Annotated in this window: 12 protein-coding genes and 1 pseudogene; 7 read left to right on the top strand and 6 right to left on the bottom strand. The window is 54.9% G+C overall.

Annotated features, from left to right (window positions below; genetic code table 11):
- Window positions 1-8: 8 nt before the first annotated feature.
- The 3 genes and pseudogenes from pyrH to rpsB all read right to left on the bottom strand — a co-directional run.
- Window positions 9-743, bottom strand: coding sequence for a UMP kinase (gene pyrH / locus KRAC_RS21895; protein WP_007910835.1), 735 nt, complete (start codon window positions 741-743; stop codon window positions 9-11).
- Window positions 744-758: 15 nt separating this feature from the next.
- The gene (gene tsf, locus KRAC_RS21900) at window positions 759-1,358 is read right to left on the bottom strand and encodes an elongation factor Ts (RefSeq protein ID WP_007910837.1); all 600 of its coding nucleotides are present in this window, start codon (window positions 1,356-1,358) and stop codon (window positions 759-761) included.
- A 425-nt stretch (window positions 1,359-1,783) separates the two neighbouring features.
- Window positions 1,784-2,488, bottom strand: a pseudogene (gene rpsB, locus KRAC_RS21905) (30S ribosomal protein S2); the annotation flags it as partial.
- Window positions 2,489-3,204: 716 nt separating this feature from the next.
- Here rpsB and KRAC_RS62195 point away from each other — a divergent pair.
- The 3 genes from KRAC_RS62195 to KRAC_RS21920 are packed head-to-tail and all read left to right on the top strand — an operon-like array spanning window position 3,205 to window position 5,705.
- Window positions 3,205-4,218 carry a response regulator transcription factor gene (locus tag KRAC_RS62195; RefSeq protein ID WP_007910849.1) on the top strand — a complete coding sequence of 338 codons (1,014 nt, stop codon included), beginning with the start codon at window positions 3,205-3,207 and terminating at the stop codon, window positions 4,216-4,218.
- Between the two features lie 45 nt (window positions 4,219-4,263).
- Window positions 4,264-5,022 (top strand): Crp/Fnr family transcriptional regulator, encoded by a 759-nt coding sequence (locus KRAC_RS21915; protein WP_007910851.1) that lies wholly within the window; start codon window positions 4,264-4,266, stop codon window positions 5,020-5,022.
- Window positions 5,019-5,705, top strand: a complete 687-nt coding sequence (locus KRAC_RS21920; RefSeq protein WP_007910853.1) for an ABC transporter ATP-binding protein — start codon at window positions 5,019-5,021, stop codon at window positions 5,703-5,705. The genes KRAC_RS21915 and KRAC_RS21920 overlap by 4 nt, the downstream gene beginning before the upstream one ends.
- 77 nt (window positions 5,706-5,782) lie before the next feature.
- Here the strand turns inward: KRAC_RS21920 and dxs are convergent, their stop codons facing one another.
- A complete protein-coding gene (dxs, locus tag KRAC_RS21925) occupies window positions 5,783-7,720 on the bottom strand; it encodes a 1-deoxy-D-xylulose-5-phosphate synthase (protein WP_007910855.1) in 1,938 nt (645 codons plus the stop codon).
- A gap of 546 nt (window positions 7,721-8,266) precedes the next feature.
- Here dxs and KRAC_RS71510 point away from each other — a divergent pair.
- Window positions 8,267-8,779, top strand: coding sequence for a hypothetical protein (locus KRAC_RS71510; protein ID WP_007910856.1), 513 nt, complete (start codon window positions 8,267-8,269; stop codon window positions 8,777-8,779).
- 98 nt (window positions 8,780-8,877) lie between these two features.
- On the opposite strand, the gene KRAC_RS21935 is transcribed toward KRAC_RS71510, so the two are convergent.
- The gene (locus KRAC_RS21935) at window positions 8,878-10,143 is read right to left on the bottom strand and encodes a Glu/Leu/Phe/Val family dehydrogenase (RefSeq protein WP_007910858.1); all 1,266 of its coding nucleotides are present in this window, start codon (window positions 10,141-10,143) and stop codon (window positions 8,878-8,880) included.
- 80 nt (window positions 10,144-10,223) lie between these two features.
- Window positions 10,224-11,711: an Asp-tRNA(Asn)/Glu-tRNA(Gln) amidotransferase subunit GatB gene (gene gatB / locus KRAC_RS21940; protein ID WP_007910860.1), complete on the bottom strand. Its 1,488-nt coding sequence runs from the start codon at window positions 11,709-11,711 to the stop codon at window positions 10,224-10,226.
- Between the two features lie 875 nt (window positions 11,712-12,586).
- Here gatB and KRAC_RS21945 point away from each other — a divergent pair.
- The 3 genes from KRAC_RS21945 to glgP all read left to right on the top strand — a co-directional run bounded on the left by KRAC_RS21945 (window position 12,587) and on the right by glgP (window position 17,082).
- Entirely contained in the window at window positions 12,587-13,171 is a 585-nt protein-coding gene (locus tag KRAC_RS21945) for a GTP-binding protein (RefSeq protein WP_007910863.1), read from the top strand.
- Window positions 13,172-13,577: 406 nt separating this feature from the next.
- Complete coding sequence (locus KRAC_RS21950; RefSeq protein ID WP_007910865.1) at window positions 13,578-14,270, top strand: LuxR C-terminal-related transcriptional regulator; 693 nt, start codon at window positions 13,578-13,580, stop codon at window positions 14,268-14,270.
- 256 nt (window positions 14,271-14,526) lie between these two features.
- On the top strand, window positions 14,527-17,082 hold the full coding sequence (gene glgP, locus KRAC_RS21955; RefSeq protein WP_007910867.1) for an alpha-glucan family phosphorylase: 2,556 nt from the start codon (window positions 14,527-14,529) through the stop codon (window positions 17,080-17,082).
- The last annotated feature ends 134 nt before the right edge of the window (window positions 17,083-17,216 follow it).

Consider the following 17,216-nt stretch of genomic DNA (forward strand, 5'->3'; position numbering starts at 1 on the left):
CACACTCTCTAGACAGGTTCTTTGACGTCTTTGGAGACCAGTGTACCACATTTCTCACCGCGCATTATCGCCTCTAAAGCCCCTTCTTGCTGGAGATTAAACACGATAATTGGCATATTATTGTCTTTACACAATGAGAGTGCAGTACTATCCATTACCTTTAATCCCATATTGAGCGCCTGCATGTAGCCGATTTCATCGAACTTGCGTGCATAGCAATTCTTTACAGGATCATCGTCGTAAATGCCATCGACTTTAGTGGCTTTGAGCAATACCTGCGCGTTCAACTCCACCGCGCGCAAAGCCGCGGCAGTGTCGGTCGTAAAGAACGGATTGCCACTACCCGCAGCCAGGATTACGACGCGCCCCTTCTCCAGGTGACGCACCGCCCGGCGGCGGATAAACGGCTCCGCAACAGGAGGCATCTCAATAGCCGTCTGCACACGCGTTGCCATGCCATGCTTTTCCATAGCATCTTGCATGACGAGCGAGTTCATGACGGTCGCTAGCATGCCGACATAATCGGCGGTGGCACGATCAATGCCTGTGGCGGCTGCATCCGCACCGCGCCACATATTGCCACCACCAATAACCATCGCGATCTCTACTCCCAGGGCGTGGACGCGCTTGACCTCGGCAGCGATCCGCTGCACCGTCTGAGCATCAATACCAAAGCCCTGTCCACCCAGGGCTTCGCCACTGAGCTTAAGTAGAATACGCTGATATTTTCGTTCGGCTGCCATGAGCAAATTCCTGCCTTATTCTTCACCCAACTTGAAACGGCTGAAGCGGCGCAAGACGATGTTTTCGCCGGTATCCGCGATCACCTTGCGGATCAAATCGCCGATGGTGAGGGCCTCGTCTTTGACCCAGGGCTGCATAGTCAAGACCTGCTCTGAGAAGGCTTTCTTGAGTTTACCTGCAATCACTTCCTCTCTCTTCGCCTCGGGGACGCGTGCCATAGAGGGATCTTCCAGGATCTCTTTCTTCTTCGCCTCAACTACCTCGGCAGGCACATCCTCGTAATTGACATACTTGGGTGCCACGCCTGCAATCTGAAGCCCCAGTTCACTGGCGAGTTGACGGAATGACTCGCTGCGTGCGACAAAGTCAGTACTGCAATTGAGCTCCAGCAAGACACCAATGCTATGGTTATGGTGTACATACGAGAAGACGCCGCCCTCTTTGGTCTCGCGACCAGCGGCCACCATCTTCTCAGCCTTGTGGCTACTTCTGGCCTCAAGATACTTGACGGCCTCATCCCAGCTCTTTGACTCGGTCAGGGCATTCTTGCAGTCGGCAAATGTCGCGCCAGTCTCCTCGCGCAACTTTTTTACATCCGGTGCCGTGTAGTTCATGGTTGATTTCTCCTCAATTCCGTAGATGTATGATACTCAGGTACCGTGGACGGCGCAATGACCACCGCCCTTTTTTTTGGCACTCGAGTGCTTGACAAATGTGAAACGCGCTTTCATGAGGCGTTGCACGCCCGGCCTAGGAAAGAAGTACCTGGCCTGGAGTACAGGAAAAAGCGGGCGCAGGAGGAATTGTTCGCCTCTTGCCCCCGCTTACTTGCTGCTGTGTGTTACTCTTTCGTAACCAGCTCGCCCTCAGAACCGGCGACCGGGCTCTCGGCCTCTGAAGAAGCCTGAGGGGCTGCCTCTGAAGAAGCCTGAGGGGCTGCCTCTGAAGAAGCCTGAGGGGCTGCCTCTGGGGCTGTGGTCTGTGGGGCAGCTACTTGTGGGGCAGCGGCAGCGGCCTGTGGCGCCTCGACCTGACCCTCTTCCTCGCCCGTGGTCTCGTCCTTATGCAGGGCCTCAAGCTGACGGCGACCTTCGACCGCGGCATCAGCAATCTTGGCGCACAGGAGACGAACCGCGCGAATAGCGTCATCGTTTGCAGGGATGGGATAATCCATCTCGTCGGGATCGCAGTTGGTATCGGCAAGCGCGATAATAGGAATCTCCAGGCGCAAGGCCTCAAGCACCGCGGTGCGCTCTTTACGTGTGTCAATGATGAAGAGTGCGCTGGGGAGAGACCTCATGTCTTTGATACCGCCCAGGATGCGCTCCAGGCGCGCAATGTCGTCCTGCAAGCGCTGGACTTCTTTCTTGGGCAGGCGCTCGAATTCGCCACTGTCGCGACGGCGCTCCAGGTCACGCAGGTATTTAATGCGCAACTGAATGGTCTGGAAGTTGGTGAGCATACCGCCCAGCCAGCGCTGGTTGATATAGAACATACCACAGCGCTTGGCCTCCTCGGCCACGGCCTCCTGCGCCTGCTTCTTCGTACCCACAAAGAGCAAGGTACCGCCGCTAGCGGCGAGCTGCTCGACAAACTTGTAGGCCTCGTTCAAGCGCGTCACGGTCTGCTGGAGATCGATGATATGAATGCCGTTGCGGTCCATGAAGATGAACTGCTGCATCTTCGGGTTCCAGCGCCGCGTCTGGTGTCCAAAGTGGACGCCTGCCTCAAGAAGTTGCTTCATTGAGATAATGTTAGCCAAGTTACAAATCCTCCCTTTGACCTCCGCTCGCGACTCTTACCTGACAACAGGGCCCCCCGGTACTACCACTACCAAGCTGTTTAATCAAGCTGATGGACCCCAGGGCGTGCCTGGTCGCAGAGCGTGCGTAGTCTGTTGTAATACTGTATACAATCGTGCGTAAACACAACTTGTGCAGGAACATACCGGATCCTGCCAGTTGAGAAGTATAGCATAGTGAGACTACGGACGCAAGAAATTTGCCAACCAGAGCCGTTCTTCCCTTTTTTCGCAATCCCAGAAAACACAATAGCCTCATTGGCTACTATCTTCCCCAAAAACGCTAAAATAGAGTATACTTGAGTAGGACAAAATAGTGGTGGTGTAAAGAGTGGAGGAAGAGTATGCAAGGTAAAACGCGTTTAGCGCGCGTCCATCTTGTCGCCTGCCTTCCTACCCCCAGCCCACTCTGGATATCACTGCAACGCCTCCCGACCCCCGGCCCAACGCCTATACTGTTTCTCCCCCGGAGGAAAAAATATATGCCTCGACGCATTCATCTCGTATGTGTAAGGCAACACCCCAAATAATACCGTCTGTTTCTTGAAACAGGAAGTATAGTATAGTGTATACCCATACACATTTATAGCTAAAAAGCTAGAATAACGCAGCTAAGATTGTTTACAGGGGTAGTTGAAGTAGAAAGGGATTTTAAGCACATGGTAAAGATCCTCATCGTTGATGATCATTCTCTTATGAGACGCGCGGTCCGCGAAGTCCTCGAAAAGGAGGCCGACTTCAATGTGGTGGCCGAGGCCAGCACGGGGCAAGAGGCCGAGGCACAGGCCCAACAGACGCAGCCAGACGTTATCTTAATGGATATGGATATGCCTGACTGCAATGGCTTTGATGCAACCGAGCGCGTCCTGGCACACTCACCACATTCGCGTGTCATCATCTTTACTGCCGCGCATGAAGATGTACATGTCTTTCGCGCCCTCCAGCGCGGAGCAATGGGCTACATCACTAAAGATATAGAGCCCGATGCGCTCATCCACGCGGTACGCTGCGCCGCTCGCAACGATCTCTGCATTCCAGGAGCCCTCGCCAGCCAGGTCCTGGCCTATATTCGCAACATCTGGCGAACACAGGAACAGTTTTATACCACGCGCTTCTCACCCGAAGCCATAGCCTATCGTACACCACGCCGCGTTCGACGAGCCGCTAAAGTGCAGGCACTCCACGAAAACTCAACTAGCGAGCTACTCAATCGCACCACTGGAGAGCTGGAGGAACAGGTTGAAGTAGATGAGAAAGCTGATGAGGAGGGCGATGAGGAGGCCGCAAAGGGTGACAAGCCCAGGCGCCGGCCACGCCCCCTGACCGGGCGCGAACGTGAGATCCTCGACCTGATGCGCCTGGGCCGCAAGAACCGCGAGATCGCCAAAGAGCTCTGTATCGCCGAATCGACGGTCCATAAGCATGTGCAGAACATCTTTGAGAAGCTTCGCGCTCGCAATCGGACCGAGGCCATCTACTTCACGAGCATGGGTGGACAGTTTATGGGCGAACAGCTTTTGCCTGAACAACGCCTCCCGGGCCAGTTTGTGCCCACCACACCCTTGCCGGAAATCGATCCGCGTCATCCCGACTTCGCCAGGCTGGTTGAGGGGGATCAAGAGGAACTTATCGAACATCTCAGCTCCAACACTACGCATGTAATGGTACAATAGCACTTGTTACACCATCACTTCAGATGAAGGAATACAAGTGCCATCGTGCGAGAGAAACAAGCGCTGAACCAGCAACGTCCAGTATCACGCAAACAGGCAGGCGCAAGGGATGCCTTCCTGGCACACAGTGAACTCTTCCGCCACTTACCCGCGGACGACCTTAACGCACTGCACCAGCGTACAACCGAGACGTCATACCCATCCGGTTATGTCTTTTATCGGCCCGGCGATGCTGGCAGCGCCTTGTTTCTCTTGAAGCAAGGCGCCGTTCACCTCTATCATCTCTCGCCCGATGGGCGGAAACTGATTATGGCAACTCTCCAACCTGGAGCATGCTTTGGTGAAACACTCCTGCTGGAGCAGGGACAGCATCGCCACTTCGCGGAGGCCGTCTCCCCCACTCGCGTTTATAGCATCTCCAGGCACGATATCGAACACCTGGCAGGCCAACGGCCCGGCGTGGCCCTCGCTCTCTTCTATAGCGTTGAGCAGCGCCTTCACCAGATCGAGACACAACTGATTAATACCACCTTCAAAAGCACCCTCGCGCGCCTGGCTGCCCTCCTGCTACAACTGGCGCACGCCCAGGCACGTGAGCAGGGTCAATTGGTGGTGACGGGTCTGACTCACGAAGAGCTGGCCGAACACCTGGGTGTTTACCGGGAAACGGTCAGCGCGACCCTACGCGAGCTTAAAGACCTTGGCACAATCGAGCCTGGACGCCGCCATATTCTGATCACCTCACCTCACCTGCTAGCCACGCTCGCCAACCCCGAACTCGGTACAGGAAGGAGTGCGCCATGAACACGACGCCCATTATTGAAGCCCAGCATGTCAAAAAAACGTATCGCCTTGGACAGCAGCGCATCGAGGCTCTAGGAGATATTAACCTCTCAGTCGCACGTGGGGAGATGGTCGCCATTATGGGGCAGAGTGGGAGTGGCAAGACCACCCTCCTTAACTGCCTCTCGGGGCTTGATACCATCGATGAAGGCGAGATCGCGATCGCGGGACAGAACCTACGCGACCTGAGCGATAACGCGCGCACATCGTTTCGTGCACGCCACATGGGCTTCATTTTTCAGGACTTTAACCTCCTCCCCGTGCTGAGCGCCGTGGAAAACGTTGAGTTGCCCCTGCTGGTCGCCAGGGTGCCCGCCCGCCAGGCGCGTAAGCGCGCCCTGGAGATGCTTGAGCTGGTCGGCCTGGGACAGCGCGCCTTGCATCGACCCGCAGAACTCTCCGGCGGCCAGCGCCAGCGTGTCACCATCGCCCGCGCCCTGACCAACAATCCCGCTATTGTCTGGGCCGATGAGCCTACCGGCAACCTCGACAGCGAGACCGCTCAGGAGATCCTCCAGTTACTCGTCACCCTCAATCAGACGCAGCAGCAGACCTTCGTCCTGGTCACCCACGCTCAGGAGATTGGGGCCATGGCAGATCGCCTCATCAACATGCGCGATGGGCGCATTGTAAGAGAAAAATAGTGTGTGCGTCGTGGCAGCCTCAGGTTGCCACGACGCACACACTATTTTTCTCTATCGATATTGTTTTTAGGTTTCTATTAGGCCAGGGTATGCTGCTGGGTCCCCAGCATCTCGCGTACAACCTCTTTCAGGTGGGCGGAGGAGAGGCCATAAAGCTCCTTCAAGATCGTCGGTGCGCCATGCTCCACATATTTATCGGGGAGAGCTATCAATCGCGTCTCGATATCACGCAACAATCCATGCTGCTCGAACAGCTCCAGTACGGCACTGCCAAAGCCACCAGCCAGCACATGATCTTCAATGGTGACGATGCGGCGCGTCGTTTTCGCCAGGTGCAAGAATAGCTCTTCGTCCAGCGGCTTGGCCCAACGCGCATTGACGATGGTCGCCTTGATGCCTTCCTGCGCCAGTTCTTTGGCCGCGATCTCCGCCTGGGCCACCGTTGAGCCATAGGCTAGAATAGCGCAATCGGTGCGCTCCGCCTCCTCCAATGTCGCAGGACTGAGTAGCTCAGCTTTACCGACCTCCAGCATGTGAAGTTCGTCGCTCATCTCGATACCCAGCGCCTTGCCACGAGGATAGCGTAGGGCGACCGGACCATCCAGGTACACGGCGGTATAGAGCATATGGCGGAGTTCCTCTTCATCCTTGGGCGCCATGACCTTCATATGGGGAAGAATACGCATAAAGGCGGTATCAAAGACACCATGCTGCGTCTGGCCATCCTCGCCCACGATTCCGGCGCGATCCATGGCGAAGACGACGTGCAGGTCCTGCACACAGACATCATGCATGACCTGGTCGAAGGCGCGCTGCATAAAGGTGGAGTAGATCGCGATCACGGGTTTAATACCCAGCGTCGCCATACCAGCGGCAAAGGTCACGGCATGCTGCTCGGCAATGCCCACGTCAAAGTAGCGCTCGGGGAAACGCTGGTGCATCTTCTTCAGGCCCGTGCCCTCAGCCATGGCGGCGGTAATACCAACTACAGAGGGATCTTTCTCCGCGATCTCAACCAGAGTGTTGGCAAAGACTTCGGTGTAGGTCGGAGGATCACCGGCATTCTTTTTGATGATGCCAGTCTTGTAATCATAGGCGCCCGGGCCATGCCACTTGGTAGAATCGCTCTCAGCGACCTCCCAGCCCTTGCCCTTCTTCGTCACCACCTGGACCATCACCGGTCCCTCGATATGCTTCACATTCTCGAATACATCAAGCATGCTGGGGATATCATGTCCATCAAAGGGGCCAAAGAACTTGATGCCCAGTTCTTCGAAGATCGCGCCACTCTTGCTATGCATCACAAACTGCTTAAAGCTGGTCTCAGCTCGCCCCGCAGCCTCGCGTGCCTTGTCGCCCAACACAGGGAAACGCTCGATTGAGCCCTTCGCCATGTCGCGCAGGCGCTGATAGCTGGGAGTCGTCTGGACCTTGCGCACCTGGCTAAGATATTGATGTAGCGCGCCTACATTGTCGGAGATAGATTTATCATTATCGTTTAGAACAATGATCAGGTTTTTCTTCATGCTGCCAGCATTATTGATGGCTTCCAGGGCCATACCACCTGTTAGCGCACCGTCACCGATAATCGCAACGACCTTGGTATCTTCACCTTTCAGGTCGCGCGCAGCCGCCATACCCAGGGCCGCGGAGATCGAGGTGCTGGCATGGCTGGCACCAAAGGTATCATAGGGACTTTCATCACGGCGCAGATAACCAGAGAGACCACCAAACTGGCGAATGGTATGGAAGCGCTCGCGGCGCCCAGTCAAGAGCTTATGGACATAGGCCTGGTGCCCGATATCCCAGACAAGAAGATCATTTGGCGTATTAAATACGCGATGCAAGGCCATTGTCAGCTCGACCACCCCCAGGTTTGGCGCGATATGTCCACCCCGCACGGAGACCTTCTCAATAATCTCCTTCCGTATCTCCCCCGCCAGTTGTTCCATTTGCGGGACCGTGAGGGCGCGCAGTTGCTCTGGGCTATCAATGGTATCAAGTATGCTGGTCAAAGGTTTCCTCCCACTATTGTTGCGCCGATCTCTCTTGCCGGGGCAAAACACAATCAGCCGGACATCCTCGGTGATATCCCTATTATTTTACTTTTCGATCTACTATATATGATGATGCAGATAAACGACAGAATGGGTCTACTTTGTTAGATGCTCTCCGTTATGCTTTCAATATTATAGGATTGTCGGCTTCTTTCTCGCAAACCTTTGACCCAAAAAATTCATGCACTTAGGGTCTTGACAAGGCTTAAAACAGCTCCCCACGCGGCTTCAAACCCTCTCAAACCTCCCTTGACAGCCTGGCACTTTCTTTTTATTATGACACATGAGGGACTACTTTGAGCACGGAACATCGTTCACTTGCTCTAAAGCTCGTATCGGCTCATCTTTCTTTTTCAGCGTAAGTTACCCATTGCTTCATTATAAACACAGCAGTAAACGCACACGCCACGGCGTGCAATGAAAGGAGGGGCGGCTCTCGCGCGTTGATTGGACCCCCAGGGATGATGGATCTGTACACGCAACAAACGCGAGACCGCGCAACCCATGTCGAAAAAAGATAACGAGAAAGACTCAGACAGGCCACATTACTATTCCCAGTTCTGGCTGGATGTCGCAGCCGGACGCAGAATCATCGGCGCTCCCAAGGAAGAGGGCGAGGGCGAGGGCGAGAATGAGGCACCTATTGCGCCTGCTCCGATTCGCAGAGCTTCTCGCGTACAGGAAAACATTCAGGAAGAGATCGTTCATCCCTCGGCAACCTTCGATCAGGAAGAGGTAGCTGAAGAGGAAGAGAGCGCTTTCGCCAGCAACGAGTTAGAAGAAGTTGTAGACGCGGACCTTCCCGACGTTGACATCGCTGAAGACGAAGAGTACAGCGCGGAAGAAGGAGAAGAAGAAGAAGAGGAGGAGGAAGAAGAGGATCTCTACGACTCAGCAGAGGAAGAGGAAGAAGAGGAAGGTGCGGAATGGGGCGCACGCGGACGCAAGAAGGCCAAGCCGACTCGTGCCGTCAAACCCGCCAAGAAGCCACGTCGGGACACTCGCCGGGGTTTCTAGCACACATCAAGAAGCAGGTCGCCTCTCACGAGAGGCGACCTGCTTCTTGATGTGTGCTAGAAAGCACGTCGCACGCCGCGCGCCTAAACGCTCCTGTGCTAAGGATAGATGCCTCGCACCTGAGTTGCCTCCGCAACACGCGCAATTGCCAGCATATTCGCCGCCAGGCGCATATCACAGTGATATTCATCAGCGGTCCGCGCAACCGCATCAAAGGCTTTATTGATGATGACTTCAAGCCTGCGGGTAATTTCTTCGACCCCCCAGAAAAAGCTTTGAATGTCCTGTACCCACTCAAAGTAACTCACCGTGACGCCACCTGCATTGGCCAGGATATCAGGAACTAATAATATCCCCTTCTGGAAAAGGATCTCATCGGCTTCAGGGGTCGTCGGGCCATTGGCGGCCTCGGTAATAATCTGGGCTTGAATGCGCCCGGCATTCTGGGCATGAATCACACCTTCAATCGCGGCGGGGATAAGCACATCGCATGGCACCTCCAGTGTCTCCTCGGGTGTCACGACCTGCCCGAGGGAATAGCTGGCAACCGAGCCATGCTCTTGCTTGTGGCGCAGCACCGCCGCTGGGTCCAGGCCATCCTCGTTGTAGATGCCACCACGACTATCACAGACCGCAACCACCTTACAGCCCTCGTTATGGAAGAGGCGTGCGGCAATTGCTCCCGCATTGCCAAAGCCCTGGATGCTCACTCGCGCCCCCTTCAAGGGCATACCCAGGCGCTGGGCAGCACGCCTGCTCACGAATAAGACGCCTGTGGCGGTCGCCTCGTTGCGCCCCTCGCTACCACCAATCGAGAGCGGCTTACCCGTTACCACGGCTGGAATGGAGAAGCCCGCGTGCATGGAGTAAGTATCCATCATCCAGGCCATAATCTGGGAATTGGTGTTGATATCGGGGGCGGGAATATCGCTATGAGGACCAATGATAATCGAGATCTCGGTGGTGTAGCGACGCGTCAGGCGCTCAAGTTCGGCGGGGGTCATACGCCGGGGATTACAGATCACCCCGCCCTTCGCTCCGCCGTAGGGGATGCCGACCACGGCACACTTCCAGGTCATCCACATAGCCAGCGCTTTGATCTCGTCAAGCGTCACCTGGGGGCTATAGCGAATACCGCCCTTCGCCGGGCCACGATTAACATTATGCTGGACACGATAGCCAGTAAATGTCTTGATGGACCCGTCGTCCAGGCGTACCGGAAAATGGACGGTCAACTCACGCTTCGGCTGACGCAAGATCTCGCGCATATCTTCGGAGAGTTGCAGCCGTTCGGCGGCCAGCTCAAACTGCTGGACCGCCATCTCATAGGGATTGAAAGAGAAAGACCTGACCTCATCGTCCATGTCTTACGCTGCTCCTTCTTTAGCGCGCAAGCAGCCTTTCTGACTCGCGGGTCTGACGCGGGAGACCGCTCGCGTGCAAACTATCCTTGCAGGCTCTCTAATTTAGCCTTCAATACAGACTGTACCATATCGGCCTTGGCCTGACCACGTGTCTGTTTCATCACCTGGCCCACCAGGGCTTGCATGGCATTCATCTTGCCACCCAGATAGTCATTGACGATCTTCTGGTTTTTGGCAATGATGTCGTTAATGATAGGCTCAAGGGCACTGGCATCGGTAATAGGTGGCTTAAAGCCCTTCTTCTCGACCACTTTCGCTGGCATCTCGCCGGTCGCAAAGGACTCATCCAGAACCTCTTTGGCCTGCTTGCCTGTGATACGCTCGGCATCAAGCAGATCGAGCAAGTTGGCGACAGCCTCGGGCGAGAGGGGTGACTCTTGAACCGGGATGGATTTCGCCTTCAGCAGACGCACCACGTCGCTTAAGATCCAGTTGCTGGCGGATTTGGCACGTCCCTTTGTATCCTTCACTTTTGACACGCTTAGCACACGCTCAAAGTAATCGCCGAGTGGTTTATCCTCGGTCATGACATTTGCCTCTTGCTCAGAGAGGCCATAGTCTGAAGCATAACGCGCACGACGGGCATCGGGCAGTTCGGGCAGGCTGGCCTGAATCTCCTCAACGTACTTACGGCTAATGACCAGGGGTGGCAGGTCTGGCTCAGGGAAGTAGCGATAATCGTTGGCATGCTCTTTGACGCGCTGGGTTACCGTGACGCCACGCGCCTCGTCCCAGCCACGGGTCTCCTGGCGAATGTTGCCGCCCTCGCGCAGGACGGCGATCTGGCGCTTTGCCTCGTATTCCAGCGCGCGCTCGACTGAGCGGAAACTGTTCATATTCTTGATCTCGGTCTTGGTGCCCAGCTTCTCCTGGCCACGTGGACGCACCGACACGTTGGCGTCGCAGCGCAGGCTGCCCTCTTCCATACGCCCGGACGAAACCCCCAGGTAGACCAGCGTCTCGCGCAACTTCTGCATATAGAGGCGCGCCTCCTCGGGAGTGCGCATATCCGGCTCACTGACGATCTCCATCAGTGCCGTCCCCGCGCGGTTGACGTCGATCAAGCTATAGCCCTCACGGTGCTGCAGCTTGGCGGTATCCTCCTCCAGGTGCACACGCGTGATGCCGATACGCCGGTTCTGCCCGCTAACCTCGACCGTCAAATAGCCATCGCGGCTCAAAGGAATATCGTACTGTGAGATTTGATAGCCCTTCATCAAATCGGGATAGGGATAGCTCTTGCGGTCAAACTTGGAGTACTCGGGAATCGAGCAATGCAGAGCGAGCGCCGTCATAATGGTATACTTTACGGCCTCTTCGTTGATGACGGGCAACACACCAGGCATGCCCATGCACACGGGGCAAACATGGGTGTTGGGAGCCTCATTAGCATAGCCAGTGCTACATGAGCAGAACATCTTACTCTTTGTGAGCAGTTGAGAATGGACCTCCAGGCCAATCACGACCTCGAAATCCGTATCGATGGGAGTAGAAGCAGTTGTAGTCATACAGCCAACCCTTACCTTCTCTTAATCTTCGCCTTCTATGACTCTTCAGGTATCACTCGCGCCTGCGGCGATCACTCGAGGATGGTAGTGTGGTGTTCCCTGGCGGCAGCAGGCCGCCAGGGAACACCACACTACCATCTCGAAATATTGTGCCTATGGTGTTAGCTCATATGCACAAGTTATTTGGTTTGTGGGTATGGAGCGTACTGGCAGCAACCACTAGCTGCCAGGGAACACCACACTACCATTTCTCGAAATACTGTGCCTATGATGTTAGCTTACGCTATGCACAAGTTATTTGGTTTGTGGGTGCGGAGCATGCTGGCAGCCACGGGCTGCCAGCATGCTCCGCACCCACAAACTGGGCGAGCGCCGCAGGCGCGAGAAGTCCTGAATATTTGCTACCTTCTGAAAGACATGAGGTTTCTTGCGTTTTGCTGTAAGTCTAGTCCTTTCTGCGCCATTCGTCAATGGGATAGCGCAACAAAAGGCAGAAGCCACAAGAAACAGCACAAATAGACCTTTGGATATACCACTAGCTACTTGCTCGCTATCCATTGCATTACAAAGCAAAATAGCGTACAATTTTGGCTGTATCAACGGTTGATTCATAGAGAGAAGATAGCCTGTCGCAGGCACTACTGCTTCATTTGTCTCGCTTAGGTATTCATCGCAACGCTTGCTTCCTTCTATAAGCGCATCTGTACATAACGCCTGGACACCCTCATTTCTCTCTTAGGGCGAGCCGTTGGCATTTTTAGCAAAATACGATATACTGTCCTCGACAGTAGTAGCATACACTACTGCCTGATATACCCTATTATATAGCATATCTCAGGCGGTGGACGTAAGAGCGGGCAGGAGAACGAATCGACATGTCTCTGATCAATATGGCAAAGCGAGAGATCAATTGTAAAATTGTCTACTATGGCATTGGTCTATGTGGCAAGACAACAAACCTTCACTACATCCATCAGGCCGTCAGCCCTAAAGATGTAGGGAGCATGGTTTCCATCGATACCGAGACCGAGCGCACGCTTTACTTTGACCTGCTCCCCCTCGAGTTAGGCAAGGTCCACGGATTTACTATTCGCTTTCAGCTCTACACTGTTCCTGGCCAGATTCTTTATCAACAAACACGCATCTCCGTGCTCAAGGGCGCTGACTGCGTTGTTTTTGTCGCCGACTCGCAGGCCAGCAAGCTACAGGAAAATATCGAGTGCTGGAACGAGTTGCAAGAACAGTTGCGCCGTATGAATAAGGACGTTACCGATTTCCCCCTGGTCATGCAGTGGAATAAACGCGATCTGCAAGATACCCTGCCGGTCTCTGTCCTGGAGAAGTACCTCAACCCCTACCGCGTCCCCAGCTTTGAAGCCGTTGCGGTCACTGGGAAGGGAGTTATCGAATCCCTGCGCGTGGGCATCAACACCACCCTGCAGCGCCTGGAGCGCATCTAGCCCTCATACTCACCTATGCCTATGATCGTAGAGACAGTCACACCTTACGTCTCCAGAAGGGAGTTGCCTCGGCGGCAATGCATTCAGATACGATGCAACTCCCTCACATAGGTTGCCATTCCCTCCACCTTTCAAGCCTTTTTCAGTTCTCCTGCCCAATTCTCGCATTTGTAATGCAAACAAAATTTTTGTCTCTAACCAATTGTTCCCAGGACGTTTTGTGTGTATAATGGGCACACCAAAGGTAATAGTACTTTCCCCTGTCACCACAGGGACCATATTACTGGTTTAAAGAAGCTCTTTTAGCCAGTGCCGTGATTTAGGAGTTTTTGCGATATTAAGAGTGTAGGCAGTGTCGCGGTGGTGCCCCCCCACGCTGTCTGCTGCTCTTCGATGAAGGATTTGCATGGAAACGATACGTGTCATCATTATTGATGAACAACCCCTGTTCCGCGAGGGTATTCGCGCCACCCTCCAACGGATGGGTAACTGCGAAATTATTGGAGAGTCGACCGACGCCACAGAAGTGCTGGATATTATCCGCACGAACACCGCTGATGTTGCCCTTATCGATGCAGGTCTCACTTCCTCTGATCCACTCGAGATAGCCCGGCAGACGCGTCATCTTGCTCCACGGACGGCCATCATTATGCTTACGCCCTCCGAGGACGAGGAACGCCTATTTCAGTCCATCAAGGTTGGTGCAGCCGCATACTACACACGCAATATCACAAGCGAAGAACTTGTCGACGCCGTGCGTAAAGTCAGTCAGGGCGAATACCTGATTAACGATGATGTCCTCTCCAAACCGCAGCTTGCCAGCCGCGTCCTCAGGTCATTCCATGAATTGACCGTGGAGAAGGAAGAGGGTACCCCCAAGGATAGCTATTCGCCCCTTTCAAGCCGCGAGGTCGAGATTCTCGACTATATCGCACGGGGAAATAGCAACAAAGAGATCGCCAAGTCATTGAAGATCAGCGATCAAACGGTGAAAAACCATATCACCTCAATCTTGAAGAAGCTCTCGGTGAGTGACCGTACAGCGGCGGTTGTACACGCGCTCCGCCACGGCTGGATCAAGATTAACAACGAAGCCTAGCTTTCAACCAGAGCACAGGAGCAAGAAGGGCGGCCCATTCCAGAGATCCACTTGGAAGTCAAACCACCCTCCTTTCCTGTGCGCTCTTTTTTGCCCCCTCTTCCCCCCTTTTTATTTTGTACTGTTTTTTTGTATACTGGAAGTACGTGTACCTACTTATTCTTACTGAAATACTTTGACACACAAGTATTCGCCTTTTGGTGAGTCTGCATCTACATATGTCCTTCGTCCGCGAGAAGAAAGGAAGTCTAGACCTGTGAAAGTCTACGGTCGCATAACGGTCTTTCCCATTATGCCATCTCGTATCAGTCGTCTCTATGAGTTGGCGTACAATCTCTGGTGGAGCTGGCATCCCGAGGCTCGCGAGCTGTATAGCTCGCTTGATCCAGAACTCTGGGAACAGGTTGGGCATAATCCAGTACGCTTTTTGAGCGAGGCGGAGCCACAGAAACTAGAGCAAGCCGCCACAAACAGCCAGTACCTGGAACGCTACGACAGCGTCATCAACGACTTCGATCACTACATGCACCCACCCCAGGACGAGACCTGGTTCTCGCAAAACTATCCACACCTGCAAGATAAGACAATTGCCTATTTCTCCGCGGAGTTTGGGCTGCATGAGTCACTCCCCATTTACTCCGGTGGCCTGGGTATTCTCTCGGGTGATCACTGTAAAGAGGCAAGCGACCTGGGTCTGCCATTTGTGGGCGTGGGCTTCCTCTATCCACAAGGGTACTTCATCCAACACGTCACCCGCGATGGTGTGCAAGAGGCGCTCTATGACAAGCTGCACTTCTCCGAGGCGCCCGCGACCCCCGCGGTTGGGCCTGACGGCAATGAGGTGGTCATTAGCGTTGACCTGCCTGGCAGACGCATCTATGCTAAGGTCTGGAAGCTCATGGTTGGTCGTGTGCCCCTGTACCTGATGGATACGGACGTCGATCCAAACGCACCCCATGATCGCGAACTTTCGGCGCGTCTCTACGCAGGCGACCGTGAGATGCGCATCTCACAGGAGATCGTGCTGGGTATTGGCGGCGTACGCGCCCTGCGCGCCCTGGGCATCTCGCCCGCGGCCTGGCACCTCAATGAAGGCCATGCCGCCTTCCTCAGCCTGGAACGCTGTCGTGAACTGGTAACGCAGGGGCTAACTTTTCATGAGGCGCGCGAGGTCGTTACCGCGAACTCGCTCTTTACCACGCATACACCGGTGCCGGCTGGCAATGATACCTTTAACTATGACCTGGTCGATAAGTACTTCAGCTCCTACTGGAGCCTGCTCAAGCTCAATCGCGACCAGTTTATGGAGGTCGCCCGCGAGGATCACGGCTGGGGCTCGACCTATGGCATGACGGTGCTGGCCCTCAAGCTTACGGGACAGCATAATGGCGTCAGTAAGCTGCATGGCGCGGTCTCGCGCAAGATGTGGCAGTTCCTCTGGCCTGGGCTGGACGTGGACGAGGTACCCATCGACTATATCACCAACGGCGTCCACACCTTCTCCTGGATCGCGCCCGAGATCAACGCGCTCTTCCGGCGCTACCTCGATCCCGATTGGGGACGCTACGTCGATGATCCTGCGTTCTGGGACAAGCGCATCGATATGCTCCCCGATGACGAACTCTGGAAGGTTCACGCTACACGCAAGGAGCTGCTAATCAATTACGCGCGTGAGCGCCTGAAGCAGCAGCATCTACGCCTGGGCGAAGGCTCACTTCAGATTGACGAGTTCGAGCAGTTCCTGGACCCCAACGCCTTTATCATTGGCTTTGCGCGCCGCTTCGCCACCTATAAGCGCGCGGCGCTCCTCTTCCGCGATCTCGAACGCCTCAAGCGCTTGCTCAATAATCCTGAGCGCCCGGTGCAGATTGCCTTCGCTGGCAAGGCCCATCCCGCGGACGATCCAGGCAAGGCGCTAATTGAGCAGATCTATCGCGCCTCTCGCAGTCCAGAGTTCAAGGGCAAGATCGTCTTCCTGGAGAACTACGATATCGATATGGCGCGCTACCTGGTGTCGGGCACTGATCTCTGGCTGAACACGCCCATTCGCCCCTACGAGGCCAGCGGCACCAGTGGTCAGAAGGCTGCCCTCAATGGACAGCCCAACTGTAGTATCCTCGATGGCTGGTGGGCCGAGGGCTTTAATGGTGAGAATGGCTGGGCCATTGGCGAGGAGCGCGAATATCATGACCAGGAGATTCAGGCGGAGGCCGATAGTATTGCCCTCTATCGCCTGCTGGAAGAGGAAGTAGTTCCCTCCTTCTTCGAACGTGGCGAGTCAGGCGTGCCTCACCGCTGGGTAGGTACCATGAAAGAGGCTATTCGTACCTGCACACCCCAATACAGCATGCGTCGCATGGTGAAGGAATATACCCAGCGCTACTATGTTCCAGAAATAGAGCAGAGCGTCCAGATTGGCGAGAACTCGTACGCAGAGGTACGCGCCCTGGCAACCTGGAAGGAGCGCGTTCAGAAGTACTGGGACGGCGTCCAGCTCTATGTCCAGGGCCAGCGCGAGGGACAGCTCAGCCTGGGTGAAGGCATTACCGTCAAAGCCTGGGTACGCCTCAATAACCTGGCCCCCGAAGACATCAGCGTTGAGCTGGTCTATGGCGAGACAAGAGAAGAACTAGCCATCCCCCAGCACACTATTCCCATGGAGTATAGCAAGCGCGAACAGGACGGAGCCTATCGCTTCGAGGCGCATCTGCAACCGGAAGATAGCGGGAGTATCGCCTATAACGTCCGCGTCGTCCCCACCCATCCCCTGCTCAAAGGCAAGTACGAGATGGGTCTGATTCGCTGGGCCTGATAAAAGCCCTACCTCCCAATAAAGTAGAGCAAGCGAGAGGCTGTCCACAATGATGTGGATCGCCTCTCGCTTGCTTATCTTTTTCTTCTGTCACATAGCTTCGATGAGCATATTCCTGCCAGCCACATATCCTC

The sequence above is a fragment of the Ktedonobacter racemifer DSM 44963 genome (genome assembly GCF_000178855.1).
Lineage (GTDB): Bacteria > Chloroflexota > Ktedonobacteria > Ktedonobacterales > Ktedonobacteraceae > Ktedonobacter > Ktedonobacter racemifer.